22 protein-coding genes are annotated in these 25,425 nt (G+C 65.9%); 13 read left to right on the top strand and 9 right to left on the bottom strand.

Annotated features, from left to right (window positions below):
* Positions 1 to 73 precede the first annotated feature (73 nt).
* Genes CAP37_RS18980 through CAP37_RS18970 form a run of 3 tightly spaced genes read left to right on the top strand, consistent with a single transcriptional unit; the run spans position 74 to position 3,950 of the window.
* Positions 74 to 664, top strand: a complete 591-nt coding sequence (locus CAP37_RS18980; protein WP_086125867.1) for a hypothetical protein — start codon at positions 74 to 76, stop codon at positions 662 to 664.
* A 10-nt stretch (positions 665 to 674) separates the two neighbouring features.
* Positions 675 to 1,424: a hypothetical protein gene (locus CAP37_RS18975; RefSeq protein WP_179190284.1), complete on the top strand. Its 750-nt coding sequence runs from the start codon at positions 675 to 677 to the stop codon at positions 1,422 to 1,424.
* 18 nt (positions 1,425 to 1,442) lie between these two features.
* Positions 1,443 to 3,950, top strand: coding sequence for a hypothetical protein (locus CAP37_RS18970; protein WP_086125861.1), 2,508 nt, complete (start codon positions 1,443 to 1,445; stop codon positions 3,948 to 3,950).
* Between the two features lie 13 nt (positions 3,951 to 3,963).
* Here the strand turns inward: CAP37_RS18970 and CAP37_RS18965 are convergent, their stop codons facing one another.
* The 6 genes from CAP37_RS18965 to CAP37_RS18940 form a co-directional block, all read right to left on the bottom strand.
* Entirely contained in the window at positions 3,964 to 5,973 is a 2,010-nt protein-coding gene (locus CAP37_RS18965; protein WP_179190283.1) for a hypothetical protein, read from the bottom strand.
* The gene (locus CAP37_RS18960) at positions 5,928 to 6,755 is read right to left on the bottom strand and encodes a hypothetical protein (protein WP_086125856.1); all 828 of its coding nucleotides are present in this window, start codon (positions 6,753 to 6,755) and stop codon (positions 5,928 to 5,930) included. Before CAP37_RS18960 ends, CAP37_RS18965 begins: the two co-directional genes overlap by 46 nt.
* Complete coding sequence (locus tag CAP37_RS18955; RefSeq protein WP_086125854.1) at positions 6,756 to 7,220, bottom strand: hypothetical protein; 465 nt, start codon at positions 7,218 to 7,220, stop codon at positions 6,756 to 6,758.
* Positions 7,217 to 7,861 (bottom strand): hypothetical protein, encoded by a 645-nt coding sequence (locus CAP37_RS18950; protein WP_086125851.1) that lies wholly within the window; start codon positions 7,859 to 7,861, stop codon positions 7,217 to 7,219. Before CAP37_RS18950 ends, CAP37_RS18955 begins: the two co-directional genes overlap by 4 nt.
* Entirely contained in the window at positions 7,861 to 8,463 is a 603-nt protein-coding gene (locus CAP37_RS18945; RefSeq protein ID WP_086125849.1) for a hypothetical protein, read from the bottom strand. The genes CAP37_RS18950 and CAP37_RS18945 overlap by 1 nt, the downstream gene beginning before the upstream one ends.
* Positions 8,464 to 8,672: 209 nt before the next feature.
* On the bottom strand, positions 8,673 to 9,176 hold the full coding sequence (locus tag CAP37_RS18940; protein ID WP_086125847.1) for an Lrp/AsnC family transcriptional regulator: 504 nt from the start codon (positions 9,174 to 9,176) through the stop codon (positions 8,673 to 8,675).
* A gap of 191 nt (positions 9,177 to 9,367) precedes the next feature.
* On the opposite strand from CAP37_RS18940, the gene CAP37_RS18935 reads away from it, so the two are divergent.
* From CAP37_RS18935 to CAP37_RS18915, 5 genes are all read left to right on the top strand, one after another.
* A complete protein-coding gene (locus CAP37_RS18935) occupies positions 9,368 to 12,967 on the top strand; it encodes an indolepyruvate ferredoxin oxidoreductase family protein (RefSeq protein WP_086125845.1) in 3,600 nt (1,199 codons plus the stop codon).
* A gap of 133 nt (positions 12,968 to 13,100) precedes the next feature.
* The gene (gene yajC, locus CAP37_RS18930; RefSeq protein ID WP_086125842.1) at positions 13,101 to 13,421 is read left to right on the top strand and encodes a preprotein translocase subunit YajC; all 321 of its coding nucleotides are present in this window, start codon (positions 13,101 to 13,103) and stop codon (positions 13,419 to 13,421) included.
* 127 nt (positions 13,422 to 13,548) lie between these two features.
* Positions 13,549 to 15,423 (top strand): protein translocase subunit SecD, encoded by a 1,875-nt coding sequence (gene secD, locus CAP37_RS18925; protein ID WP_086125839.1) that lies wholly within the window; start codon positions 13,549 to 13,551, stop codon positions 15,421 to 15,423.
* A gap of 15 nt (positions 15,424 to 15,438) precedes the next feature.
* The gene (secF, locus tag CAP37_RS18920) at positions 15,439 to 16,395 is read left to right on the top strand and encodes a protein translocase subunit SecF (protein ID WP_086125835.1); all 957 of its coding nucleotides are present in this window, start codon (positions 15,439 to 15,441) and stop codon (positions 16,393 to 16,395) included.
* Between the two features lie 83 nt (positions 16,396 to 16,478).
* Positions 16,479 to 18,866: a DUF1631 family protein gene (locus CAP37_RS18915; RefSeq protein ID WP_086125833.1), complete on the top strand. Its 2,388-nt coding sequence runs from the start codon at positions 16,479 to 16,481 to the stop codon at positions 18,864 to 18,866.
* A 13-nt stretch (positions 18,867 to 18,879) separates the two neighbouring features.
* Here CAP37_RS18915 and dprA read toward each other — a convergent pair whose 3' ends face one another.
* On the bottom strand, positions 18,880 to 19,977 hold the full coding sequence (dprA, locus tag CAP37_RS18910; protein ID WP_086125830.1) for a DNA-processing protein DprA: 1,098 nt from the start codon (positions 19,975 to 19,977) through the stop codon (positions 18,880 to 18,882).
* Between the two features lie 7 nt (positions 19,978 to 19,984).
* Positions 19,985 to 21,232, bottom strand: coding sequence for a LysM peptidoglycan-binding domain-containing protein (locus tag CAP37_RS18905; RefSeq protein WP_086125828.1), 1,248 nt, complete (start codon positions 21,230 to 21,232; stop codon positions 19,985 to 19,987).
* A 277-nt stretch (positions 21,233 to 21,509) separates the two neighbouring features.
* Between CAP37_RS18905 and def the strand changes: the two genes are divergently transcribed.
* Genes def through CAP37_RS18880 form a run of 5 tightly spaced genes read left to right on the top strand, consistent with a single transcriptional unit; the run spans position 21,510 to position 24,647 of the window.
* Positions 21,510 to 22,031, top strand: a complete 522-nt coding sequence (gene def, locus CAP37_RS18900; RefSeq protein ID WP_086125825.1) for a peptide deformylase — start codon at positions 21,510 to 21,512, stop codon at positions 22,029 to 22,031.
* Positions 22,028 to 22,552: a hypothetical protein gene (locus CAP37_RS18895; RefSeq protein WP_086125822.1), complete on the top strand. Its 525-nt coding sequence runs from the start codon at positions 22,028 to 22,030 to the stop codon at positions 22,550 to 22,552. Before def ends, CAP37_RS18895 begins: the two co-directional genes overlap by 4 nt.
* Positions 22,553 to 22,580: 28 nt before the next feature.
* Positions 22,581 to 23,576: a methionyl-tRNA formyltransferase gene (gene fmt / locus CAP37_RS18890; protein WP_086125820.1), complete on the top strand. Its 996-nt coding sequence runs from the start codon at positions 22,581 to 22,583 to the stop codon at positions 23,574 to 23,576.
* Positions 23,576 to 24,319, top strand: coding sequence for an AzlC family ABC transporter permease (locus CAP37_RS18885; protein WP_086125817.1), 744 nt, complete (start codon positions 23,576 to 23,578; stop codon positions 24,317 to 24,319). Before fmt ends, CAP37_RS18885 begins: the two co-directional genes overlap by 1 nt.
* Positions 24,312 to 24,647: an AzlD domain-containing protein gene (locus tag CAP37_RS18880; RefSeq protein ID WP_086125814.1), complete on the top strand. Its 336-nt coding sequence runs from the start codon at positions 24,312 to 24,314 to the stop codon at positions 24,645 to 24,647. The genes CAP37_RS18885 and CAP37_RS18880 overlap by 8 nt, the downstream gene beginning before the upstream one ends.
* Here the strand turns inward: CAP37_RS18880 and CAP37_RS18875 are convergent.
* On the bottom strand, positions 24,598 to 25,269 hold the full coding sequence (locus CAP37_RS18875; RefSeq protein WP_086125811.1) for a phosphatase PAP2 family protein: 672 nt from the start codon (positions 25,267 to 25,269) through the stop codon (positions 24,598 to 24,600). The genes CAP37_RS18880 and CAP37_RS18875 overlap by 50 nt on opposite strands.
* Positions 25,270 to 25,425: the final 156 nt, after the last annotated feature.

The raw sequence follows: 25,425 nt of genomic DNA, 5'->3' as shown, positions 1-25,425 counted from the left end.
GTTCCGCAGCGCATCGGAATGATCCGATGTGGGCAAAGATGAATTCCCCTTATCCAACTCAAGAGGTCATGTTATGAAAACCCATCGAATCCTTGCTGCCCTTATTGGTATTGCTTGTTCGAGCGCCTTCGCAGCCCAGCAGGGTACGCTGGGCGCCACCTCGACCGGCAGTTTCACCAACACGTTCAACGCCACAGGGTTGCGCCAGGTGCAGGTGCTGGGTCTGTTTGACGCCACGGTGTCGATCGATTCCGGCATGATCAACGCGTTCACTTCCAGCCCAGGCACCCCAGTTCAGGGCGTGGCGGACAACTTCTGCGTGGTGGATACCTACGGCGGCGCCGTCGGCCTGACGGTGACGGCCAATGAATACAGCGCCACTACCCTGCGGCCTGTGGCTCGGGCTGCGAGCGGCTCGATCCTGGGATACCAGCTGTCGATGGAGTCCGTTGCCAATCCGGGCTTCAACACCGTTATGGATTCGACTCTGCCCACCCAGATCGTTCCCAATGGGTTTTCGGATGCCAGCCAGTGCGGTGGGGGCAACATGCGAAAGGCAATCCATGCGATGGACCTCGACGGTGGGGTGATCATCGACGGCCTGTTGCCCACCAACGGTAACGTTTACTTCAGCCAGGTGACCATCACCGCCACGCCGAACTGAAGGTTTGAATATGTGGCGGCAACGGCTTCGATGGTTGTCGGTCACGCTGCTGTGCCTGCCGGTGGTCTCCGTGCAGGCACAGCAAGCCTGGTACATGGAGTCCAGCATGCTGTTGCTGGAACCGTCGAACCGGTACGTGGCCACCGTGGTGGCCACCAATCCCACGCCTCAGCCGGTGTACCTGCGCGCCAGCACCACCGCGCTGCTCGCACAGGATGGCCGGCGTGAGCGGGCGCCCGACAGTGGCCCGGTGCTCTCGGTGTATCCGGCGGAGTTCGTGCTGCACCCGAACAGCTCGTTTGCGGTTCGGGTGGTGGCCGATGCGCGCAAGCTCGAAGGCACCAACCGCAGCTTCTACCTGAAACTGCGTGATGTCTCGAACCTGGTGGCAGAAGGCGCTGGCAGTGCCATGGCCACCAGCACCTTGCTGGCGCATGAAGTGCTGGTGTCGGTCGGTGCGAGAAACGCAGCGACCGTGAAGCCGGATATGTTCGTGGTCAGACGCGATGATCAGGGGCAGTGGCGGTTGAGCAACCGCAGCGGGCAACACGTGTATTTGCAGGGGGGCTATGGGTGCGACAACGCGCAGCAATCGCTCAACTCCTGCAACATGCTGCGAGATTTCCCCCGGCAGTCTGCGGTGATGGACGAAGAGTTGCGGATTCCAGCCCCGAACGCACCGTTTCTAGGCGTTCTGCTGAAGCCCAGCCTGAGCCAGCAGAGTCTGCCGCAGGCGCTCCTGATTCCCGTCCCTCCCTGAGGCGAGGGGATATGCGGCATGCCGTTCAAGTTGCGGGTCTTGGTGCTGTGGGCGGCGCAGTTCGGGGTGGCGCTGGCGGCACACGCGCAAGTCTCGGTGAAGCGCCTGGCGCCACCAGGCTTTGAGACCCTGCAGACGCGCTCTGTCGAGCAGCTCATTCACTTCCAGGGCATACCGCAACCCGGCATGGTGCTGTTGGTGCGCAGCCAGATGGCGCAAGCTGTGCAGGCCGGCGACACCGTGGTCGTCGCTCGTGCCACCAGCAAGCCACTGACAGGGCTTCTGGGCCAGCTCGGTGTGCATCCACGCGCTGCGCGGGCGTGGGTGGATCGGGCCGAATTCGAACTCGGATCCAGCAGTTGCCTGCCGCTGAAGCGTTCGGCCGACTGCCTGCCGATCTGGCTGGATGCGGATGAGCAGGGACGCGTTTCGCTGCTGTCAGGCGAGCCGCGGGCACCCGAGGCCAGAGACGGCGAACTCGCCCTGCTGGGCAGTGCCTACGCCTCGACCAGCTGGGCTTTTCAGTCGAAGAATAGCTCGGGCTTGCGCTACGGCCTCTCGACGCAGGGCATGGTGTCTTCGCGCGAGAACTACCTTGAATACGATCTGCTGGCGGGCAGCACGCGGCAGAGTGGCGCCATCACACCCAACCTGCTGGTGTGGGGCACACGGCTTTTCAGCGGCGCGGCGGCGCATGCCGGACTCTTCAGAGCCAGTGGCCTGGGGGGTGAGGCCAGCGCCACACAATTCTTTGTGCGGCCCCGCTTGCTGGGTTTCGCGGTCCGGTCCGAGGGGCGCATGCTGCGGCCTGGCGAAGTGGCGCAAGTTCGCATCACGTTGCTGGCGCCGGCCCGGGTCACCATCAGCGCCAACGGGGTGCAGTTGTATTCGGCCTTGCTGGGTTTGGGCGAGCAGGTCATCTCGCTGCCCGGCTTGCCGGGCAACTTCGTCGATGTCCAGACGGAGGAAATGAGCGGGGAACGTCAGACGTTTCAGGCCGCGGTGGTCGGCAGCGAATTCAGCGGCGGCCAGGCCGACTCGTGGCGGTTTGAACTGGGCCAGACGGTGGCCAATCCAGGCCTGGCGATTGCTTCCCATAAGGAGGGTCTGTTGCTGACGGCCGTGCGCGCCCAGCCCTGGAAGGCGTTCAACTGGCAGGCGGCGATGCAGTTGAGCTCCGGCGGGGCTGCGCGCCTGGGCTTGAGCTTGGTGCCCCACGAGGGCCGGTGGGGTGGCAGCGTAACGGTTGGCCATCGGGGAGAGTTCGCCTTCAGCGGCCATGCCTCCACGCGCCTGCTGGACGTGCTCGAAGCCGGGGTGAATCACCTGCATTACCGCGCGCCGACCTGGAACAGCGGGACGGCGACCCTCCCCTGCTCCATGGACCGCACGCTGTGTTACGCCAGCGTTTCGCAGGAACGCACCTCGGTGCAAGCGAGCTGGTTGAATTCGCGCTGGCCCATTCACCTGAGTGTGAGCGCATCGCGCAGCGGTGGATTGTCCAGCCGGCAGATGCTGTTGCGCACCTCGATACCGCTGAACATCGGCGCAAACCGTACGCATCTGCAAATCGGGTTGAGGCAGATGCAACCGTCGGGCACCCGGGCGGTGTTTGCCTTCCTGAGTTTCATGCTGGATGCCGAGGGCACCATGGTGAACTCCTCACTGAACGCGCAAGACGGACGCACCGATCTGGGGGTGGGCTACTCTCGGCGCCTCGACGACGTATGGGGTGCGCCAGCCACAATTTCTCAGGGAATCTCCGGCCAGTTCGGCACGGGCTCGGCACCGCCTTCGTTTCATCACCAGTTCAGTGGCAGAGCCGGGCCCATCGGCGCCCACCTGTCGGCCAGCCATGGGGGGCAGGGCTCTGGGGTGATCAACGCTGCTGGCACGGCGCACTACGGCCTTTCGCGGGGCCGGCTGGCGTTCACGCGCTACTCACCCGAACTGGGCCAGTCGACGCTGTCACCCACCACCATGGCAGCGGTCAAATTCGTGAACGACTCCATGGACGAACAGATGGTGACCCTGGGCATGCGGACCATTGCCGTGCCACCCCAGGCGCGTTTGTTGATTCCCTCGCTGGTGGGTCACTCGCCCGACGTCAGGGTCGCACCCGGCCCGGTAGAGGATCCGCAGGGCCTTGCCATGCCGAAATACCTGCACGCCGGAAACATCGAGGAAATCCGGGTGCGCGACGGGAGCTGGCAGCGCGTTCGATTCATGGGTTCGGGTGGCCAAGCCTCAGGGGTGCAGGGGCTGAAGACGACCCACGTGAGACGCAGCCTCGATGGCGCGGAGGAGCGCATCTACCAGGACGCTCAGGGCTACGCCTTTGTGTTTGAACCTGCGGCAAAGGACACGCGGGTCCGTTACCTCGACGTTTACAACAGTCGCGAAGTCACACGTTACCGGTGCGAGGCGCCCCCTCCCGCGCCCGTGCTGTTGGCGGGCATTTACCCCGAGGTGGAATTCCAGTGCGAGGTGCTGGTGTCGCCTGCGGCCGCCAGCCCGCCGCGCTGACGGGCGCGGCGCTTTATTCGCTGCGCTGAACCGGAATGCTCAGGCCGATGCTCTCGCGAATGCGCACGTCCACCTTGACCTGGCCCTGGTCCACCACCGCCCACGGCAGGGGCAGCGTTTCGTTGCGCACGCTCAGCATGCGTGGGCCAGCGGCGACAAAAGGAAACTCGAATCGGCCCTGGCTGTCGGTGCGCACGGCGTAGCGGTTGTCGAGGAACACCGTGACGTTGGGCACGCCGGTCTCGCTGGCCTCCTGGGTGCCGCTGCGATTGGCGTCGAAGTACACCGTGCCTTCGATGCGGCCGCCGCCGTCTGAAGGTCTGCCCCCCAGCGGCACATTGCGGGTACCGGCTTCCAGCTCGTAGCGCAGCACGGCGAAAAACGACCGGTCCGAAAGCGGCACCACCACTGGCGCGAAGGGGGCGAGCGGGTCCAGCGAGGTGACAAAGCGGTTGCGGCCGGTGGACCGGTTGTAGTTGGCTTCCACGCTCCAGTGGCGGTCGATGCGCCAGTCGGCCCCGAGGTTCATGCTGTGGCGCGACTGGCCCGAGCTGCCGCGTTCGGTGGTGAGGTTGCCCCGCAAGCCGGCCCGGCCCGACAGGGGCATGGACAGGCTCATGGCCGCGCTCCAGAGCGATTCGGCCGGCTGGTCGAACAGCGCCCCGTTCCTGCCCAGGCCGAGGCTGGTGGCGAACGACCAGCCTTGCGGCACCAGCCAGTCCTGGTCCCAGGTGAGGCGGCGCGAGTCGTAGTCGGAGTCGCCCTGTGTGAGTTCAAGGTGCAGGCCGCTCGTGCCGAAGCCGTTCTGGAAGCGCCAGTCGCCGTAGGTGCTCCAGGCGCTGCCATTGAACTGGCGCACGGTGGCACCGGCGCCAAAGGAGTGGTCGCGGTTGAGGCGCCAGCGCGCCGAGCCGGTGGCGAAGTAGCCGCTGGCGTTGCGCCCGCTGACCGAGTCGAGCCAGTCGAGCGAGCCCTCGGCCGACCACTGGCGTGTGCGCCAGCTTGATCGCGCGTAGGCGCCCACGATGTCGTTGGCCAGAGGTTGCTGCGCCCAGCTCAGGTCGGGCTCGAGGCGGTAGGCGCCGAGGCCGTGTTTGCGCGGGCCGTCGTCCCATTCGCCGTCGACCCAGAAACCCTGGCGCCCACCCGGCACGTTGCTGGCCTGCGTGTTGAGGAACTGGCCCTGGATGCGGTGTTCGGCGCCCTCGTGCCGCAGCGCGAACAGCGTGGAGTTGGCGTCGATCAGGTCGCTCGCCTGGGTCGGAACGTCGAGGTTGGACACGCCCCGCGCGTCCTCATGTTGCACCGCCACCGTCCAGCCCTGGTTCGCCAGGGGTGAAGGGTCGCTGGCATTCAAGCGCCACTGGCCGCCGAACGTGCTGCGCTGGCCAGGAATCTTGCGAAAGCCACTCGCCGGCAGAAAGTCGAGCCGGCCGGCCTCGCCTGTGCTGGCCTGCAGTTGCAGCCCTTTGCCGGTGTTTTCCCATTCACCGCTGATGCCCTGCACGATGGCCGAGGGCACGAAGATGCGGGTGGGCAGGCGGGTGATGCTGGGTGCCGGCGGATTGATCACGCCGAGCTCGTGGTTGGCCAGCCAGCCGCCGGCCAGCGGCATGGCGCGCTGGCGCAAGGTCACCGCCCCGCTGCTGTCGCTCGGCGCATAGGTGCCATCGATCGACAGCGTGCCGTGGTTCGGCGTCTCCAGCAGGCCGTAGATGCCGTAGCCGATGCGCGCGCGGTTCGTCGCATCGAAAGGCTGCGTACCCAGGCGGGTCTCGAGCCGCAGGAACCGCGGCCAGCCCTCGCGGTTGTACTCGGCGGCATCGTCTGCCTCGATGGGCTCGGGCGGCAGGTTTTCGATCACCCGGTCCACGTAGCCGCTGGCGGGCGGCGCAGCGGCTTGCGTCCAGGCCGTGAGCGGAGCGGAGAAACCCAGTAAGGCCAGCAGGCAGTGGGCAGAGCGGGCCGCCGCTCCCGTCATGGGGCGAAGCTCGCGTCCAGCGGCAGGCGGTTCTTGCCCCATTCCAGGTTGCCCTTCACCTTCAGCGGAAAGCGCACCTCGGGCGCCTTCTTGCCGTCTTCCACCACCGGCATCAGGCCGATGCTTCGGGTCTCGCCTGGCAGGATGGGCAAATCCGCGGGGGCCATTTCCAGGCGGGCGCCGCTGGCATCGGTGCCATTGACGAAGCCCTCCAGGCGACCATGGGCGTTGCCGGTGTTGCGCACGTCGATCACGGCGGTGGGCGTGCCGTCGACCGTGACCACGCGCGTGCGTGCAATGTCCAGCCGGGGCTGTGCGTCGCCCACGGTGGCGTAGACGATCACCCCGATGCGGCCGCCGACCGGGAAGTTCAGGGCGCCTTGAACACGCGCCGGCTCCAGGCCTTCGACCATGATGGCGAAGCGGCATTCACGCGCGGGCGTGCCCGGCGGGGGCGTGATCTCGAAGCGGTAGCGGTAACGCGCATTGGGCTCCACTGTCAGCTCGCGCCGCTCCACCGCCACCCAGGGGCGGCAGCTGTCGGGCGCCAGCGTGTCGCTGAAGGCGACCGAGCTGTCGGGCAGGAACGACCAGTCGTTGGTGTAGACGCGGTACATGCCTTTCTGCAGACCCACGTGCTGGATCTCGAGGACCTGGCGCAAGGTCTGGCCAGCGTCCACCTGGACCTCGAACCGTGGCGGGGTGATGTAGGCGGCGAAGCCCTGGGCGAGTGCGCCCAATGGGGCGACCATCAGCAGACAGGCCGCTGCTCGGAGTGTCAGCGTGCGATACAGGGTGGCAAGAAAACGCATCGGCATGGGCATTCAGTCCACATCCAGTTCGAAATGAAAGTTCAGGCGCCGCGAGTTCGACTGCCAGTCGGCGTTCGAGCGCAGCCGCACCTGCAGCTGGTCCTCGAGTGTGGCACCGGTGATCGCGCCTGCGAACACCAGCGCGCGCTCGCCCGACAACAGGCGCCCGGGTTGCAGGCGCCCCTGTGAAGACCAGGTCGCCTCGACGTCGGAAGCCTGATCTCGCGGCAGCACCATGTAGATGCGGCCACTGCGCCCGACCCAGCTGCGGGTGTCGATGCGAATGTTCACGCGCACCCAGGCTTCCATGCCGCCGGCGTAGGCCTGGCCCGAGCGGATCGGCAGCCACTGCATCTGCACATTGGGCGGCACCGTGTAGCTCAGCGAATCGTCGAGCCGATGCGGATTGGCCCACAACGGCGGGCACAGAAGTGCGCCGCCGAGTGCGAGGGCGAATAAACGCTGGGCCTTCGTCATGGGCTGCTCAGCGTGTAGGTCACGCGGCCGTTGTAGGTGCCCGCCGCCCGCACCGCACTGTTGGCGTATCTGAAGGCATGGCAGTTTTCGATGTAGGTGTTGCCCGGCACGGTGGCCAGTGTCTGCGAGGCACCGTTGAAGGTGCCGGCAGGAATCACGTTCGGTACGCCACTGCCGGGTGCGGACACGGTCCAGCTGATCTCGCTGAACGGAATGTTGTCGCCATTGGCGTTGGTGAGCCCACCCACCGAACTCACGCTGAGGGTGGCGCTGGTGGCGCCGCTGTTGCGCCGGTAGCCTGCGCCCACCATGATCGCGCTGGCCGGTGTGGGGCAGGTGTTGTTGCCGTCGCCGTACAGGCTGACCGACTGCGTGGTGTTGGTCGTCATGGCTTGCGGCGTGCCATTGCCGACCTGCGTCACCGGCACGGTGACCTGGACAAGGTTGATGGCGCCGCTGGTGCCGGCGGTCCCGTTCAAGGTACCGCTTGAGCCGCTCAGCGCACCATTTCCTACGTGCAGGAAGAGGCGGCGGCTGCCCGACGTGATCGACAGCGACCACGCATGGGCCGCTGCCAGTTCAAGCAATAGCAGCGAAGCGAGACAGGCGCGCGCCGCCTGGCGGGCCACGCGGTTCGACATCAGGGCATCGAAGCGGTGTAGGTCACGCGGCCGTTGGTCGTGCCGTAGGTACCCGGGGCCACCACTGCGGCGTTGGCGTAGCTGAAGGTCCAGTTGGCCGAGCGGTCGGTGACGCAGGTGCCGGAGGACAGGGTCACGTTGCTGCCGGCGCCGGTGCCGGTCAGCGGAATGGCGGGGCTGGGCAGCGCAGCCAGGCTGCTGACGGCGGTGATCTGCGTCCAGGGAATGGTGTCAGCGGTCGCATTGGTCAGGGCGCCGGTGGTGGTAGCGGTCAGCACGATCTGGCCGTTGTTGCCCAACACGCGAACCGGAACCACGTTGCCGGTGATGGTGCCAGCAACGGCGGCGCCGCCGCCACCGACGGCAGCCGGGTTGGAGGTGTAGTCGAAGGTGACGGTGTCGATGGTGGTGTTGGTGGCCAGGCCGGCGGCGCCGGTGCCCACGCCGAGGAACAGCACACGGGGCACGATCACCTGGAAGTCCAGGCGGGCCGTGGCACCGCCGGTGCCGCCGACCACGAGTTGCGATTCGGCCGAAGCCAGGAACGGAGTGGCCATGGCCAGGGCCAGGGCGGACTTGAGCAGCAGCGAGGAGGTTTTCACGACGTTTCCTTCAGTAAGTGGTGCGGAAGGTGGGTTGAGCACTTTCCGGTACCCGTTCCACAGTGGATGACGGAGCGGATGTTACGGAAAGATACCCACCCCCGCAAGGCTTATTGACGGAAAAATCTCACACTTTTCAAGCACTTACGGCGACTTTGTTAATCAACGGTTAAAAGTCGCGGATGGGCGGTACAAAAAAGTGCTCAAGTTCACGGCGCCTTTGCCGTGGTCGTACTTCCGGTTAACAGGTGAGACAACGGAAGTGCACTTCCTGATTTCACTTCGCCAAGGGAAAAGCTGGTGTGCAGGTCCTTCACGTTGGGCAGGTTGAGCAGCACCTCGCGGGCGAACTGGCTGAAGTGGTTGAGGTCGCGGCTCACCACCTGCAGCTCGAAGGTGCCGGAACCGCTGATGTAGTGGCACGACACCACCTCGGGAATGCCCCGTATCGCGTTTTCCATGGTGCGCGTCACGTCGCCGCTGTTGCGGTCGGCGTCCAGCCGCACGAAGGCCAGCACGCCCAGGCCGATCTTCTCGCGGTCGATCTCCGCCCGGTAGCCGCGGATGAAGCCCGCCTCCTCGAGCGCGCGCACCCTACGCCAGCAGGGCGCGGCCGAGAGGCCCACCCGCTGTGCCAGTTCGGCATTGGTCAGGCGTCCATCGGTTTGCAGTTCTTGCAGGATGGCAATGTCAAACTTGTCGAGTGTTCCCATAATTGAGCGATTTTAGAAAGATTCTTTCTGAATGGTCGGGAAATCGAGCATCAAAAGCAAACACCTGTCAGCGACTCGGGCATACACTGTGCGCCACACTGGGGGCGGACATCTACCCGATGCCCGCCCCTTCCCACGACTTGAGCCGACGCGCCCACGAAGCGATCCGTCCAACCCGGAGACAAAAAACCATGAACGCCCCCCTGCCCGAACACATCCGTCGCGCACTGGAAACCGTCACGCTGGACGACAAGTACGCACTGGACGCTGGCCGAGCCTTCATGAGTGGCGTGCAAGCCCTGGTGAAGTTGCCCATGCTGCAACGCCAGCGCGACGCCTTGCAGGGCAAGAACACCGCCGGCTTCATCAGCGGTTACCGGGGCTCGCCACTGGGCGGCTACGACCAGGCCTTGCAGAAGGCAGCGCCGTACCTGAAGTCCCAGAACATCGTGTTCCAGCCGGGCGTGAACGAAGAACTGGCCGCCACCGCGCTCTGGGGCACCCAGCAACTCGGCTTTGCACCCGCCGGCACCAACAAGTTCGATGGTGTGTTCGGCATCTGGTACGGCAAGGGCCCGGGCGTGGACCGCTGCTCCGACGTGTTCAAGCACGCCAACATGGCCGGTACCACGGCCTGGGGCGGCGTGATTGCAGTGGCCGGCGACGACCATGTGGCCAAGAGCTCCACCGCCGCTCACCAGAGCGACCACATCTTCAAGGCCTGCGGCCTGCCGGTGTTCTTTCCCACTTCGGTGCAGGACATTCTTGACCTCGGCCTGCACGCCATCGCCATGAGCCGCTTCAGTGGCGTCTGGGCTGGCATGAAGACGATTCAGGAAATCGTCGAGTCCAGCGCCACCGCCGTCATCGACCCCGATCGCGTGAACATCGTGATCCCCGAATTCGAAATGCCCCCGGGCGGCCTGCACATTCGCTGGCCGGACCACGCGCTGGACCAGGAAGCCCGCCTGTTCGACTTCAAGTGGTATGCCGCGCTGGCCTATATCCGCGCCAACAAGCTCAACCACAACGTGATCGCTGGCCCGAACGACCGCTTCGGCCTGATCGCCAGCGGCAAGGCCTACAACGACACCCGCCAGGCCCTGCTCGATCTTGGCCTGGACGACGAAACCTGCCGTCGCATCGGCCTGCGCCTGCACAAGGTGGCTGTGGTGTGGCCGCTCGAGGCGCAGACCACGCGCGAATTCGCCACCGGCCTGAAAGAGATTCTGGTGGTGGAGGAGAAGCGCCAGGTCATCGAATACCAGCTGAAAGAAGAGCTCTACAACTGGCGTCCGGATGTGCGCCCCAATGTGCTCGGCAAATTTGAAGAAGTCGAAGGCGACTTCAGCGGTGGTGAGTGGTCCATGCCCAACCCGAGCGCGCGCACGCTGCTGCGCGCCAACGCCGACCTCTCGCCCGCGATCATTTCGCGCGCCATCGCCAAGCGCCTGAAGAAGATGGGTGGTGTGCCCGAGGACGTGATGGCGCGCATCGACTCGCAGCTCGCCATCCTCACCGCCCAGGAACAATCGCTGCAGACCCTGCTCACGCAGGGCGTGGCCGGTGCCGAGCGCCAGCCCTGGTTCTGCTCAGGTTGCCCGCACAACACCAGCACCGTGGTGCCCGAGGGTTCGCGCGCCATGGCCGGTATTGGTTGCCATTTCATGACGATCTGGATGGATCGCGCCACCGTGGGCTTCACGCAGATGGGTGGCGAGGGCGTGCCATGGGTGGGCCAGCAACCGTTCAGCAAGGACCAGCACATGTTCGCCAACCTGGGCGACGGCACCTACTTCCACAGCGGTCTGCTGGCGGTGCGCCAGAGCATCGCGGCCGGTGTGAACATCACCTACAAGATCCTCTACAACGACGCCGTGGCCATGACTGGTGGCCAGCAGGTGGGCGAGCGGCCTGAAGGCCACAGCGTGGTGCAGATCGCGCAGAGCATGCGCGCCGAAGGCGCCGTGAAGATCACCATCGTCACCGACGAGCCCGAAAAATACGACAGCGTGACAGGCCTGCCCTCGGGCATCGCCATCCAGCACCGCGACACGCTCGATGCCGTGCAACGCGAGTTCCGCGAGATCAAGGGCACCACCGTCATCATTTACGACCAGACCTGCGCCACCGAGAAGCGCCGCCGCCGCAAGCGCGGCACCCTGGTCGATCCTGCGAAGCGCGTCGTCATCAACGAACTGGTCTGCGAAGGTTGCGGCGATTGCGGTGTGCAATCCAACTGCCTCTCGGTGGAGCCGCTTGAAACCGAATTCGGCCGCAAGCGCACCATCAACCAGAGCACCTGCAACAAGGATTTCTCGTGCGTCAAGGGCTTCTGCCCGAGCTTCGTCACGGTCGAAGGCGGCCAGTTGCGAAAGCAGGACAAGAAGAGCGCCAAGATCGAGTGGACCGGTGGCGCGCTGCCCCACCCGGTGCTGCCCACGCTGGGCGCCGAGCCCTGGGGCGTGATCGTTGCCGGTGTGGGCGGCACGGGCGTCATCACCATCGGCCAGCTGCTGGGCGTGGCCGCGCACCTGGAAGGCAAGGGCATCGTCACGCAGGACGCGGCCGGTCTGGCCCAGAAGGGCGGCGCCACCTGGAGCCACGTGATCATTGGTGCGCACCAGGACGACATCCGCACCACGCGCGTGGCCTCCGCGTCGGCCGACCTCGTGCTGGGTTGCGACCCCATCGTCAGTGCCCACAAGGAGACTTGGCAGCGCCTGCGCGCAGGCCGTTCGCACGTGGCGCTCAACGCCAACGCCACGCCCACGGCAGCCTTCGTGCGCAACGCCGACTGGCAGAACCCGGCGCAGGCTTGCGTGGACGCTCTGGTGTCCAACCTGGGCGCCGAGGCCGTTGGCGTGTTTGACGCCGAGACCGCGGCCACCCGCCTCATGGGCGACAGCCTGTACACCAACCCCATGATGCTGGGTTACGCCTGGCAGCGTGGCTGGGTGCCGCTGGGCCTCGACGCGCTCATGCGCGCCATGGAGCTCAACGCGGTGCAGGTCGAAAAGAACAAGGTCGCCTTCGAGTGGGGCCGCCGCGCCGCGCACGACCCCAACGCCACGCAGGCGCTCTGGCAGAAGGCCGGGGCGGGTGAGCAGGTCATCCAGTTCAAGAAACGCGACTCGCTCGACGACCTGATTGCGCGCCGGGTGGCATTTCTCACCGACTACCAGAACAGGTCGTACGCCAGCGAATACGAACACTTCGTGGCTCGCGTGCGCGCGGCCGAGGCGCCGTTGGGCAAAACCATGCTGAGCGATGCGGTGGCACGCAACCTCTTCAAGGTCATGGCCTACAAAGACGAGTACGAAGTGGCCCGCCTGCACAGCGATCCCAGCTTCCATGCCCGCCTGGCCCAGCAGTTTGAAGGCGACTTCAAGCTCAAGGTCCATCTGGCGCCGCCGCTGATCGCAAAGAAGAACCAGCGCGGCGAGCTCATCAAGCAACCGTTTGGCCCCTTCATGTTCACCGTGTTCCGCGTGCTTGCAAAGCTCAAGGGCCTGCGCGGCACCGCGCTGGACATCTTCGGGCGAACCGAAGAGCGTCGCTCCGAGCGAGCGCTGATCGTCGAGTACCGGGCCGATATGGAAGCCCTGCTGGGCGGCCTGAATGCCTTCAACCACGACCTGGCCGTGGATCTGGCACGGCTTCCCGAGCAGATCAAGGGCTTCGGGCACGTCAAGGAACGCAACCTGGCCGCCTCTCGCAGCCGGCGCGAGGCACTGCAGACCCAGTGGCGCCAAGCCAGCTCGACCCAGGCCATGGCCCGGGCGGCCTGAGCGCGGGGGGTATACCGCGCCCCCGCGCCCTGCCGCATACAATCTTCGGTTGAGTCCAGGCCGCCCGGCGGCGCCTAGCAGGCGCTCCGGGCCATTGGCATTTTCGTGACCCTGAATCTGTTGGAGACCTCCCGTGTTCATTTCCTCTGCTTACGCCCAAGCCGCTGCCGGTGGCGACACCCAATCCACCCTGCTGGGCCTGCTGCCGCTGGTTCTGATGTTCGTGGTGCTCTATTTCGTGATGATCCGCCCCCAGCTCAAACGCCAGAAAGAGCACAAGGCCCTGGTCGAGGCGCTGGCCAAGGGTGACGAAATCGTGACCGCCGGTGGCTTCCTGGGCAAGGTGTCCAAGATCGGTGAAATTTACGTCGGCGTGGAACTTGCCGACGGTATGGAGGTTCAGATGCAGCGCACCGCTGTGGTCCAGGTTTTGCCCAAAGGCACTATTAAATAAGCACCCCCGCACGGGCCGGCACTTGCCGGCCCGTTCCCCCTCTAGGGGGCAGCGCGTGCAGCCCGGCTAAGCCGGTTCCGCCGCGTTTCACGACTGCTACCCCTCACGCCTATCTGGCACCTTGCTCATGAACCGATACCCGATCTGGAAGTACGCGATCATCGTCGTTGCCCTGTTGGTCAGCGCGATCTACGCGTTGCCCAACCTGTTTGGCGAATCTCCCGCTGTGCAGGTCTCGGCCGGGCGTTCTTCGGTGCGTGTCGACGCAGGCACGGTGACGCGGGTGGAACAGACGCTGGCGGCACAAGGCATTCAGCCTTCCCTGGTGCAGTTCGACGCCAATTCGGTCAAGGTGCGCTTCGATGACACCGACACCCAGCTCAAGGCGCGCGATGCGCTGGAAAAAGCGTTCAACCCCGATCCGGCCGACGCCGGGCATGTGGTCGCCCTCAACCTGTTGCCACGCACGCCCGCCTGGCTGGCTTCGCTGGGTGCCTCGCCCATGTACCTGGGGCTGGACTTGCGCGGTGGCGTGCACTTCATGTTGCAGGTCGACATGGCTGCAGCCCTGCAACGTCGCATCGACGTGCTGGCAGCCGACTTGCGCACCCTGCTTCGGGAAAAGAGTGTGCGCCACGGCGGCATCGGTCGCAACGGAGTGACCATTGAGCTGCGCGCCGGTGACGCGCAGACGCAGGCAGCCGCGTTCGACCTCATCCGCGCCCAGTTTCCCGACCTTCAGGTCGAGCAGACACCCGATTTCCGTCTGCTCGCCACCATGGCGCCTGAAGCCGCGAGGCGTGTCCAGGAACAGGCCCTCAAGCAGAACATCACCACGCTGCACAACCGCATCAATGAACTCGGTGTGGCCGAGCCCGTGATCCAGCAGCAGGGCATCGACCGCATCGTGGTGCAGTTGCCCGGCGTGCAGGACACCGCCAAGGCCAAAGACATTCTTGGGCGCACCGCCACGCTGGAGCTTCGGCTCGTGGACGAAAGCGCCGATGGCCTGAGCGCCGAGCGCGGCGCCGGCGCCGTGCCCTTCGGTTCCGAGCGTTATCTGGAGCGCAACGGCCGCGCCGTCATCGTCAAGCGAGAAGTCCTGCTGACCGGCGAGAACCTCACAGACGCCCAGGCCGGCTTCGACAGCCAGACCCAGGAAGCGGCGGTTCACCTCACGCTGGATGCCAAGGGCTCGCGCGTCTTCCGCGACATCACGCGCGAGAACGTCGGCAAGCGCATGGCCATCATCCTGTTCGAGAAGGGCCGGGGTGAAGTGGTCACCGCGCCTGTGATCCGGGGCGAGATCGGTGGCGGTCGCGTGCAGATCTCGGGCGCCATGACCAGCGTGGAGGCCACCGACACGGCCCTGCTGCTGCGCGCGGGTTCGCTCGCTGCTCCTATGGAGATCGTCGAAGAGCGCACCATCGGCCCGACCCTCGGCGCGGAAAACATCGCCAAAGGCTTCAACAGTGTGGCCTGGGGTTTTGCGGTGATCGTGCTCTTCATGTGCGCTTATTACGCCCTGTTCGGCGCGTTTTCCAGCCTCGCACTGGGATTCAACCTCCTGCTGCTGGTGTCGCTGCTGTCGATGCTGCAGGCCACGCTCACGCTGCCGGGCATCGCGGCCATGGCGCTGGCGCTGGGCATGGCCATCGACTCCAACGTGCTGATCAACGAGCGGGTGCGCGAGGAGTTGAGGCGCGGGTCTTCACCGCAAGTGGCGATCAACGCCGGCTACGACAGCGCCTGGGGCACGATCCTGGACTCCAACGTCACCTCGCTGATCGCCGGCGTCGCGCTGCTGATCTTCGGCTCCGGACCGGTGCGCGGCTTCGCCGTGGTGCACTGCCTTGGTATTGTCACCAGCATGTTCTCCTCGGTGTTCTTCTCGCGTGGGGTGGTGAACTTCTGGTACGGCCGCAAGAAGAAACTCAAGACCGTCTCCATCGGCACCGTCTGGCGCGCCGACGGTCAGACCCCCGCCGTCAAGGGCGATTGAACGAGATCACGCACCATGGAATTCTTCCGCATTCGCCGCGACATCCCGTTCATGAAGAATGCGTTGTTGCTCAACGCGATCTCCTTCATCACCTTTGCCGCCGCCATCTTCTTCCTGACCACCCGCGGCCTGCATCTCTCGGTGGAATTCACCGGTGGCACCGTGATGGAGGTGGCCTACGAACAGCCGGCCGATCTCGAATCCGTTCGCAAGGTCATCGAGGGATTGGGTTATCAGGAAGTGCCGGTCCAGAACTTCGGCACCTCGCGCGATGTGCTGCTGCGCCTGCCCGCCATGCAGGGCCAGAGTGCAGGGCAGCAGAGCGAAACCGTGCTGGCCGCGCTCAAGGCCCAGAACCCGAGCGTCGAGCTGCGTCGCACCGAGTTTGTCGGGCCGCAGGTCGGCCAGGAGCTGGTTTCCAGCGGACTCAAGGCGCTGGGGCTGGTGATCGTGGGCATCATGATCTATCTCGCCTTCCGCTTCGAGTGGAAGTACGCCGTGTCGGCCATCATCGCCAACCTGCACGACGTGGTCATCATCCTGGGCTTCTTCGCCTTCTTCCAGTGGGAGTTCTCGCTGGCCGTGCTGGCTGCGGTGCTCGCCGTGCTGGGCTATTCGGTCAACGAGTCGGTGGTGATCTTCGACCGCATTCGCGAAACCTTCCGCCGACAGCGCAAGATGACGCCGCCGCAGGTGATCGACCACGCCATCACCTCCACCATCAGCCGCACCATCATCACGCACGGTTCGACCCAGATCATGGTGCTGTCCATGCTGCTGTTTGGCGGGCCAACGCTCTATTACTTTGCGCTGGCGCTCACCATCGGCATCTGTTTCGGCATCTATTCATCCGTGTTCGTGGCTGCGGCCATTGCCATGTGGCTGGGCATCAAGCGCGAAGACCTGATCAAGTCCTCCGGCACGAAGAACGATGGCGACCCCGGCGATCCGAACGCCGGCGCTGTCGTTTAAGCGCCAACATCGGGTCTCCGGGGCCCTGGCGAGGGCTGCGGGCGGGGTGCCGATGAAGCCATTCGTGTCATACTGAACGCATTGTGTCGCCACCCGATCAGCACGTTTCTTCCCTGGCCAAACAGGCACGTGAACTCTTCGTGGTTCATGTGGGACGTGCCCTTCCCGAAATCGTCAAGGCCTGCGACACGCGGCTGACCTCGGTGCTGGACCAGGCCGGTCCCGCACGAGAAATCCAGGCCCGGCGCGACGCCTGGACCGCCTTCCAGAAAAACCAGACCACCTGGCTCAACCAGAGCCGCAAGTCGTTGCAGCGCACGCTGCTGCCCCGCTTCTCGAATTCCGGCAATCCCGTCAGCGTTTCGGGCCAGCTCGAACTCGTGGCTGAAGGTGCCATCGACGACCAGATCCTGGCCTCCCGACTGGCCATGCAGGTGCTGGACCGCTCCTCCACCGAGCTCAACGAACTTCGTTTGCGGGTTCAGCACCTTGAGGGTCGCCAGGAACTGCCCCGCGGCGACGTTCTGCTGCCCGATGTGATCGCCCGCATTCTGGTCGACCAGTGGCTCGACGCCCACATGACCCGCGAAGCCTGGACGCTGGTGCACGACGCCATGTCGCCCATCCTGGCCGGCAAACTGCACGAAGCCTACAAGGCGGCCAACGAATTCCTGGTTGCCAGCGGAGTAATGAAGGAGATCGACCTGCAATCGCTGGTGAAGCGGGTGCCAGGCTCCCGCTCCGAAGGCCCTGCCGCCGCTGCTGCCCCCCCTCGACGCGACCTGCCACCCGGCATGCGACCCGTGCCGGCGCAAGGTCCTGGCGCACGCGCAGGCGCCAATGGCCAGGCGGCCGGCGCCGCCGGCAGCGAGCAGGGAGCGGGTGCAGGTCGCAGCGGGCCGCATTCATCCGGCCTGGGCGTGAACGAAGAAACGCGGCTCATGACCGGCACCTCTCCGCTGGCCCGTGCGCGCATGCGAGCGCAGGGCGTGGTGGGGCGCCTCAAGCGCATGTTGATGGACCGGGTGGGCGGTGACTTCGAGGCCACCCAGGTGATGCCACCTTCGCCCGGCTTGCAGCAGGCCATGCAGCGTTCCATGGTCGCCTCTTCCAGCGCCAATGCGGGCCTCTATGTGACCGGTGGCTCGGGCCCGGCGCCGGTCTATGTGGATGCCACCCACGTCGAGAGGGCCGCCACCGTGCTGCGCCAGCGCACGGTCGAGCTCAAACAGGCCGCCAGCACCCCGACTGAAAAAGCCACCATCGAGGTGGTGGCACTCATGTTCCAGAGCATCCTGGCCGAGGAACGCATTCCGCCCAGCGTGCGCGTGTGGTTCGCCCGCCTGCAGATTCCCGTGTTGCGGGTGGCGCTGGCCGAGCCCGAATTCTTCAGCCCGCTGCAGCACCCGGCCCGCCGCCTGATCGACCGCATGGGTTCCTGCGTGATGGGCTTTGAGTCCAACGTCAGCTCGGCCGCGCTTGAATCCGAGATCAAGCGCGTGGTGCAGGTGATCGAGCAGTACCCCGAAACTGGCCGCCGCGTGTTCCAGCTCGTGTTCGACGAGTTCCAGAAATTCCTGTCCACCTACCTCAGCGAGCAGGGCAGCGCCAGCCGCTTCGTCAGCGTGGCGCAGCAGGTGGAGCAGAAGGAAACGCTGTCGGTCCAGTACACCATCGAGCTGCGCAAGTTGCTCGACGAAGTGCCGGTGCGCGACGAAGTGCGCGATTTCCTTTTCAAGGTCTGGGTCGACGTGCTGGCCGTGGCCAGCGTGAAGTACGGCTTGCGTCACGAAGAGACCGCCGCGCTCAAGCAGGTCGCCTCCGACCTGCTCTGGGCGGCCAGCGCCAAGCCCAACCGCAACGACCGCGCCCGCGTGATCCAGCAATTGCCGGGGTTGTTGCAGCGCCTGCGTCAGGGCATGGGGCTGCTGGGTTTCCCCGCCGGCATGCAGGACCAGCACATCAAGTCGGTGAGCGACACCCTGGCCGATGCCTTCATGTCGCGCACCGAGGCGATCTCGCAGGAAAGCCTGGACAACCTCTCCGAGCGCCTGGCCAACCTGGAGGATTACCTCCCAGCCAACGGTGTCGGCGACCTGGAGCTCGACAGCGAGAGCATCGAAATGATCACCGGTGTGGACGCCGGAAACATCGAGGTGATCAACCAGGGTGGCAGCCAGCCCAACGAAGCCATGCGTTCGTGGGCTGTCGAGCTGCAGATTGGTTCCTGGTTTGGCCTGGACCACAACGGCAAGCTCAACAGCGTGCAGCTCGCCTGGCGCAGCGAGCGCGGCCAGCTCTACCTGTTCGTTACCAATGGGGGTCGTTGCTTCCTCATTCAGGCCAATCGCGTGGCGGCCTATCTGCAGGCCGGCCTGCTGGTGCCGAGCGAGGAAGAGGCGCTGACCGTGCGCGCCACGCGCGATGCACTCGCCAAGCTCGACGCGAATCCCGAGCGTCTGCTGAACTGAAGCTGCCGGTGTTTCAGCCTCGACCGAGGCGTTGAAGCAGCCCGCCCGGCAAACGGCTCACGTCTCCCTGCAGTTCCAGTTCGAGCAAGCGCGCCTGAAGGTGGGCCGTGCCGAGCCCCGTGCGGGCCTGCAGGGCATCAAGGCTCACCGGGTCGTAACCCATGGCCATGAGCAGGGTGTCTTCACCCTCGATGTCGGCGTCGGGTCCGCCATCCGCCGATCGCCCCTCGACGATGCGCAGGTCTTCCAGAATGTCCTGCGCCGATTCAACCAGCTTGGCACCCTGACGAATCAGCGCATGACAGCCGCGCGCCTGTGGCGAGTGGATCGAGCCGGGAATGGCGAACACCTCGCGGCCCTGCTCTGCGGCCAGCCGTGCCGTGATGAGCGAACCTGACTGCACCGCTGCCTCCACCACTAGCGTGCCTTGAGAGAGGCCGGCGATGATGCGGTTGCGTTGCGGAAAGTGGGCCGCCAGCGGAGGCGTGCCGAGTGGGTATTCGCTGACGATCGCACCTTGCGCGCCGATGCGATGAGCGAGTGAAAGGTGCCGCTTGGGGTAGACCCGGTCCAACCCGGTGCCCACCACGGCAATGGTGGGCGCGCCGGCCTGCAGGGCACCCTCGTGCGCCGCGCCGTCCACGCCGAGCGCCAGGCCTGAGACCACACACACGCCAGCTTCGCCCAGCGCGTGGGCAAACTGTCTGGCATTGGCCTCCCCTTGCGGAGTGGGGTTGCGGCTCCCCACGATGGCCAGACGACGTGCATGGTGCAGCGCCTGCACGTCGCCCTGCACGTAAAGCATCAGCGGCGGATCGGCCATCTGCAGCAGTTCGATGGGGTAGAGCGCATCGCCCAGGGTGAGCACGTGGCGCCGCGCATCTTCGGCCAGCCAGGCTTGCAGTCGATCGACTTCTGCGTTTAGATTTTCAGGCAGCGTGCTCAAGGCGCGCGCGGCCCGGGTACCCACCACGGCTTGCCACGCGGCGGGATCGTGCTCAAAGATTTCCTGCGGCAGCCCCAGGGCGGCCAGCAGCTTCCTTGCGGATTCGGTGCCCACGCCCGGCGTGAGCATCAGCCGCAGCCAGGCGGCCAGTTCTTCCCTCGTCATGCGAGGGTCAGGGGTTGCCGAAGCGGTCGCCCACCTTCACGCCCGTGCTGATCTGCAGCACGAGGGCATAGGACACCTTGTCAAAGGTGCGGAAAACCATCATGAGGCCGTTGCGTTCGCCGGGCAGGCGGATCTGGGGGCGCGCCTGGTCGGTGGTGTCGGTCAGGCTGTTGGCTTCGCGTTGCAGCGCCAGCACATGGCCGCGTTCCAGGCCGTGCGCGCGTCCCCGGTTGATGGTCACGACCTGGTTCTGCGCCGCGTAGTTCACCGCGTTGCCGTACACCGAAACGACCTGTCCGTTCTGCGCTGTCTCGGGCGCACGCGGCACGTAGTTGCTGAGCTCGCGCTCGGGTTCGGGCAGCATGCGGTCGCCCACCCGCATCTCTTCCTTGGCGGCAACGATGTCGATGGCGGCAGGCACCAGCTCGCTGGTCACCGTGCCATTGGAGGCGGTCGAGTTGCGGCGTGTCTCGCTGCTCACCAGCTGGGCCTTGCCCACGTACTGTGCTTCGTAGCCGAGCACCTCCCCGGTGGTGGGATCCTTCAGCGGTGTGGCGTTGCGGAACACGCGGTAGTCGATCGACTTGCCATCCACCACGGCCAGCGGCTCGCCCTGCGGGCTGTCGCCGTAAAGGGCCCGGGCGTAGGCACGGTCGCCGCGGCTCAGCAGCACGCGATTCTCTTGCGTGGCCACGATGCGAGGCGCGCGAGAAAAGGTGGCCTCGTCCACGATCATGGGCTCGGTCAGGAAAGACTCGATGGCTTGCAGCGACACCGGCGGGATGGCCGATTCGCCCAGGCTTTCATAGCGTGTGCGTGGCGTCACGCGCACCGTGCCCACTTCGCCACTGCCATTGGGTCGCGAGGTCAGGAGGCGCGCGCGGCCATCTGACTTGTCGAGGTAAAGAACCTGGCCCGGGTAAATGCGGTGCGGGTTCTGGATGTCCTGGCGGTTCATGCCCCAGAGTTCGGGCCAGCGCCACGGCGTCTTGAGAAAGATGCCGGAAATCGCCCAGAGCGTGTCACCGCGCTTGATGGTGTAGCTGTCGGGTGCGTTCGGCGCCAGCTCGGACAACGGTACGCCGGCCTGGGCCACCTGGTCGGCGGTGGCGCGCTGGCCGGGGGTGATGGGGAAATTCTGAGCCGATGCGCCACCGGCCAGCAGAATGCCCAGCGCAGCGGCGGTGGCAAAGGCCAGCGGGCGCAGCGAGCGCGAAGGACGGATGTTGGCGGACAGGCGGGTGTTCGATGGCATGTGGTGGCCCCTGGGGCGGCAACCTCCGGTGGTCGGGATGCCTTCCCCGAAGGGGCTGGCAACCGATCGCCGACGGTGCTCGTGTCTTGACAAGTCGCATTTGATTTTGCGCCCAAGCCCTTGATTAGGCAATGTAAATGGCGGTGGCATTTCACGCTCCGTCGCAAAAGTGGCGAAAATAGCGACAGCGTTTTCCGCTTGTCCCCGGCTTGCCGCCAGCCGTCGCCCGGCTACAGTGGATGGGCTCGTTACCCCCCGGACCATTTCCTTCGCATTCATGAACCCGCCGCCGCTTCTGACCATCCTGAGCTACCCCGATCCGCGCCTGCACACCGTGGCCAAACCGGTGCAGGCCGTGGACGAACGCATCCGCGAGCTGATCGACCGCATGTTCGCCACCATGTACGACGCCAACGGCATTGGTCTGGCGGCCACGCAGGTGGATGTGCATGAGCGTCTGGTCGTGATTGATGTCAGCGAATCGCGCGACCAGCCGCTGGTGCTGATCAACCCGGTGATCGAATGGATGAGCAGCGAGAAGCGCAAGGGCGAGGAAGGCTGTCTTTCCGTGCCGGGCATTTACGACGGTGTGGAGCGAGCCATTGCCGTGCGTGTGCGCGCGCTCGACCGTGAGGGCAAGGAACGTGTGACCGAAGCACAGGGCATGCTGGCCGTGTGCATTCAGCACGAAATGGACCACCTGCTCGGCAAGGTGTTCGTGGAATACCTGTCTCCCCTGAAGCAGGGGCGCATCAAGTCCAAGATGGTCAAGGCCCAACGAGAGGCGTTGCGCGCATGACCACGCCATCCACGACGACGACGATCGGGCGCCTCCTTCGCGGGTCGCTGCACGTTCTCGTCGCGTGGGTGCTGGCTGGCTGCATGGGCATTCCTGAACGCATCGAGCCCGGCACACCGCGCGCTCAGATTGAAGAGCGGCTGGGCTTGCCGACGGCGGAATACGCGTTGCCCGATGGTCGGCGCCTTCAGTATTCGCGCCAGCCAGGCGGGCAGCAGGTCTACAACCTGGACCTCGATGCCGGCGGACGCCTGCGCCGGCTCGAACAGGTGATGGACTTCAACTGGCTGCAGCGAAACATTGCCCTGGACCGATGGACCCGAGCCGACGTGCTGCGGAACCTCGGGCGTCCCGCCCTGATTGAGCGCGTGGTCAGCTTTCGGGGCGAGGTCTGGAGTTACCGTTTTCTGGAAATGAACTCACCCCGCCAGGCGCATCTTCATATCGACCCCGAGGGCGTGGTCCGGCGACTGATGTTCACCGACGAACTCATGCGCGACGATCCGCCGGATCGCCTGTAGAGCGCAGCCCCTTCTTTCGACGCACCTCATGAAACTGGTTTTTGCCGGCACGCCGGAATTCGCGCGCGCCGCCTTGCAGCGCCTGCTGGCGGCGGGCTTCGAGGTACCGCTGGTGCTGACCCAGCCCGACCGGCCTGCCGGGCGGGGCATGAAGTTGCAGGCCTCGCCGGTGAAGCAGCTCGCGCTGGAACAGGGCCTGGCGCTGGCACAGCCGCGCAGCCTGAAACTCGACGGCAAATACCCGCAAGATGCCGCCGCCGCGCGCGAGGCCATCGTGGCCGCGCGTGCCGACGCCATGGTGGTGGCGGCCTATGGGCTGATCCTGCCGCAGTGGGTGCTGGACCAGATGAAGCAGGACGGGCGTGCGCTGGGTTGCCTCAACATTCACGCCTCGCTGCTGCCGCGCTGGCGCGGCGCGGCGCCGATTCACCGCGCCATTGAAGCAGGCGACGCGCAGACCGGCGTGACCATCATGCAGATGGACGCGGGGCTGGACACTGGCGACATGTTGTTGCGTGAGACCCTGCCGATCCGCGAGGACGACACCACCGGCGGCCTGCACGACCGCCTGGCGGTGCTGGGCGCGCGCCTGATCGTTGAGGCGCTGGAGATCGCCGCTTGTGGCGGCCTGCAGGCGCAACCGCAGCCTGCCGAGGGCGTGACCTACGCGCACAAGATCGAGAAGTCCGAGGCGGCACTTGACTGGACGGCACCCGCGTTGGTGCTGGCACGGCGTGTGCGAGCGTTCAACCCCTTTCCAGGCGGGGCCACGGCCCTGGGCGGCGAGGCGGTGAAAGTGTGGTGCGCGCACGCCGAGACCAGCGCCGACAGCCGTCCCCCGGGCACGGTGCTGTCGGTGGGCGAAGACGGCATCCGCGTGCAGACAGGCGAGGGCGTGCTGGTGCTCACCGAGCTGCAGCGCGCGGGCGGCAAGCGGCTGCCGGTGTCTGAATTTCTGCGTGGCTTCGGTTTGCGCGAAGGGCAGGTGTTCGACGCCGCTTCGTCTGCCGGGGAGACCGCCTGATGTTCCACCTGCGTGAACACCGCGCCCGCGAGGAGTTCTGGGAAGGCGTGCGCGACCAGTCCAGCGTGGCCATGGGCATTGGCGCCTGGGCGCTCATGACCGGCGTGGCCATGGTGCAGTCGGGGCTGTCGGTGCTGGAGGCCGTGCTCATGACGCTCATCGTCTACGCAGGCAGCGCCCAGCTGGCGGCCGTGCCCATGATCACCGCAGGCGCGCCGATGTGGGTGATTCTGGCGGCGGCGTTCTGCGTGAACCTGCGCTTCGTGGTGTTCTCCGCCCACCTGCGGCCCTACGTCATGCACCTGCCGCGCTGGCAGCGCCTCGTCACCGGTTACGTCACCGGCGACCTGAGCTACGTGTTCTTCGCGCGCCGATTTCCCCACGTGGGTGCCACGCCCGACGAACTCGCGCGGCAGCAGGCCTACCTCATGGGCAATTGCGCGGTGAACTACGTGGCCTGGATGTCCATGAGCATGCTCGGCATCGCGCTGGCCAATGCGATCCCGCTGGCGTGGGGGCTGGGCTTCGCCGGCATCCTGGCGCTGCTGGGCGTGTTGTGCTCGCTGGCGTCTTCAAAGCTGCGCGTGGTCTCGGCCGGCGTGGCGGGAGCGGCGGCGGTCGCGGCCTGGGCCTTGCCCCTGAAGCTCAACATCCTCGTGGCCATCGCGAGTGCGGTGGCGATCTGCCTGGTGCTGGAAAAGCTGCGGCCACACGAACCCGGCACGGGAGCGAGCCATGCTTGACGTGGACCTCATGACGCTGGTCACCATCGTGCTGCTGGGCTGCATCACGGTGATCACGCGCGGCTTTTTCTTCATCTCCAGCAAGCCCTGGACGCTGCCGCACTGGGCGCAGCGCGGCCTGCAGTACGCGCCCATTGCCGCGCTGGCGGCGGTGGTGATTCCCGAGATCGTGATGGCTCAGGGCGAACTGGTGGCCACCTGGCGGGATGCGCGGCTGTTTGCAGCCGCCGCCGGCATGGCATGGTTCTTCTGGAAGCGCGGCGTGCTCGGCACCATCGTCACAGGGATGCTCGTGTACCTGCCGTTGCGACTCGGTCTGGGCTGGTGAACCAGGGTTGCAGCAAGCGCCAGCCCACCAGCGACACACCGCCGCAGATCAGCAGCGTCCAGAGGGTGTGACTCGGCGGATGCGCGCCGCGCACGGTCTGCACGGCGCCTGCCAGCAGGCCGAACACCAGCACCCCGAGCAGCCATCGAAAGCCCACTCCGGCACGCCGTGACACGCCAGAGGGGGGAGCGAGCCAGGGGAGGCACAGCGCGACGAAGCCAAAGGCGCTGGAGGCGTGCCCGCCAGGGAAGCAGCGCCCGGGTCCGCCATCGGCCACGCCCCAGCGCCAGTGCGCCACCGGCTCGGCCATGCCACCGAACTGGCGCCAGTCCCAGGGGCAACTGGTGAGGCTGGCGTTCTTGATCAGGTTCACCGCGAGCAACGACAACGACACCAGCACCATCACCGCCACACGCTCACGCCGCGGCGGACAGCTTGCGCGAGAGGGCCACAGGGCCCACACCCAGAGGGCAGCAAACACTCCCGTGGCGGCCTGGCGCATGCCTTCGTGCAGCACGCGTTCCAGCCACCAGTCGTGTTGCAGTGGGAAGCCGGCCGGGGAGCCGATGAGCTGCATCACAACCTTGTCCAGACCGCTCAATTCCCAGAGCAGGGTGAGCATCGCGGCTACGGCCCACCAGGCTGCAAGCCGCCCAGGCGGCAGAGGGCGACATGTTGCGGGATTCATCGCCCACAGAATGCGGGGGTTGGATTAAGACCCCCTTAAGTGGACTCGCCATAATGGCCATCGAGCTTTTTCAACGACCCAGGACCTCAG

Origin of the sequence: Hydrogenophaga sp. IBVHS1 (genome assembly GCF_002127265.1) — a bacterium.
In the GTDB taxonomy this organism is placed as follows: domain Bacteria; phylum Pseudomonadota; class Gammaproteobacteria; order Burkholderiales; family Burkholderiaceae_C; genus Hydrogenophaga.
Note: the sequence above shows the minus strand (reverse complement) of the source record. Positions and strands in the feature narration are given on the sequence as shown.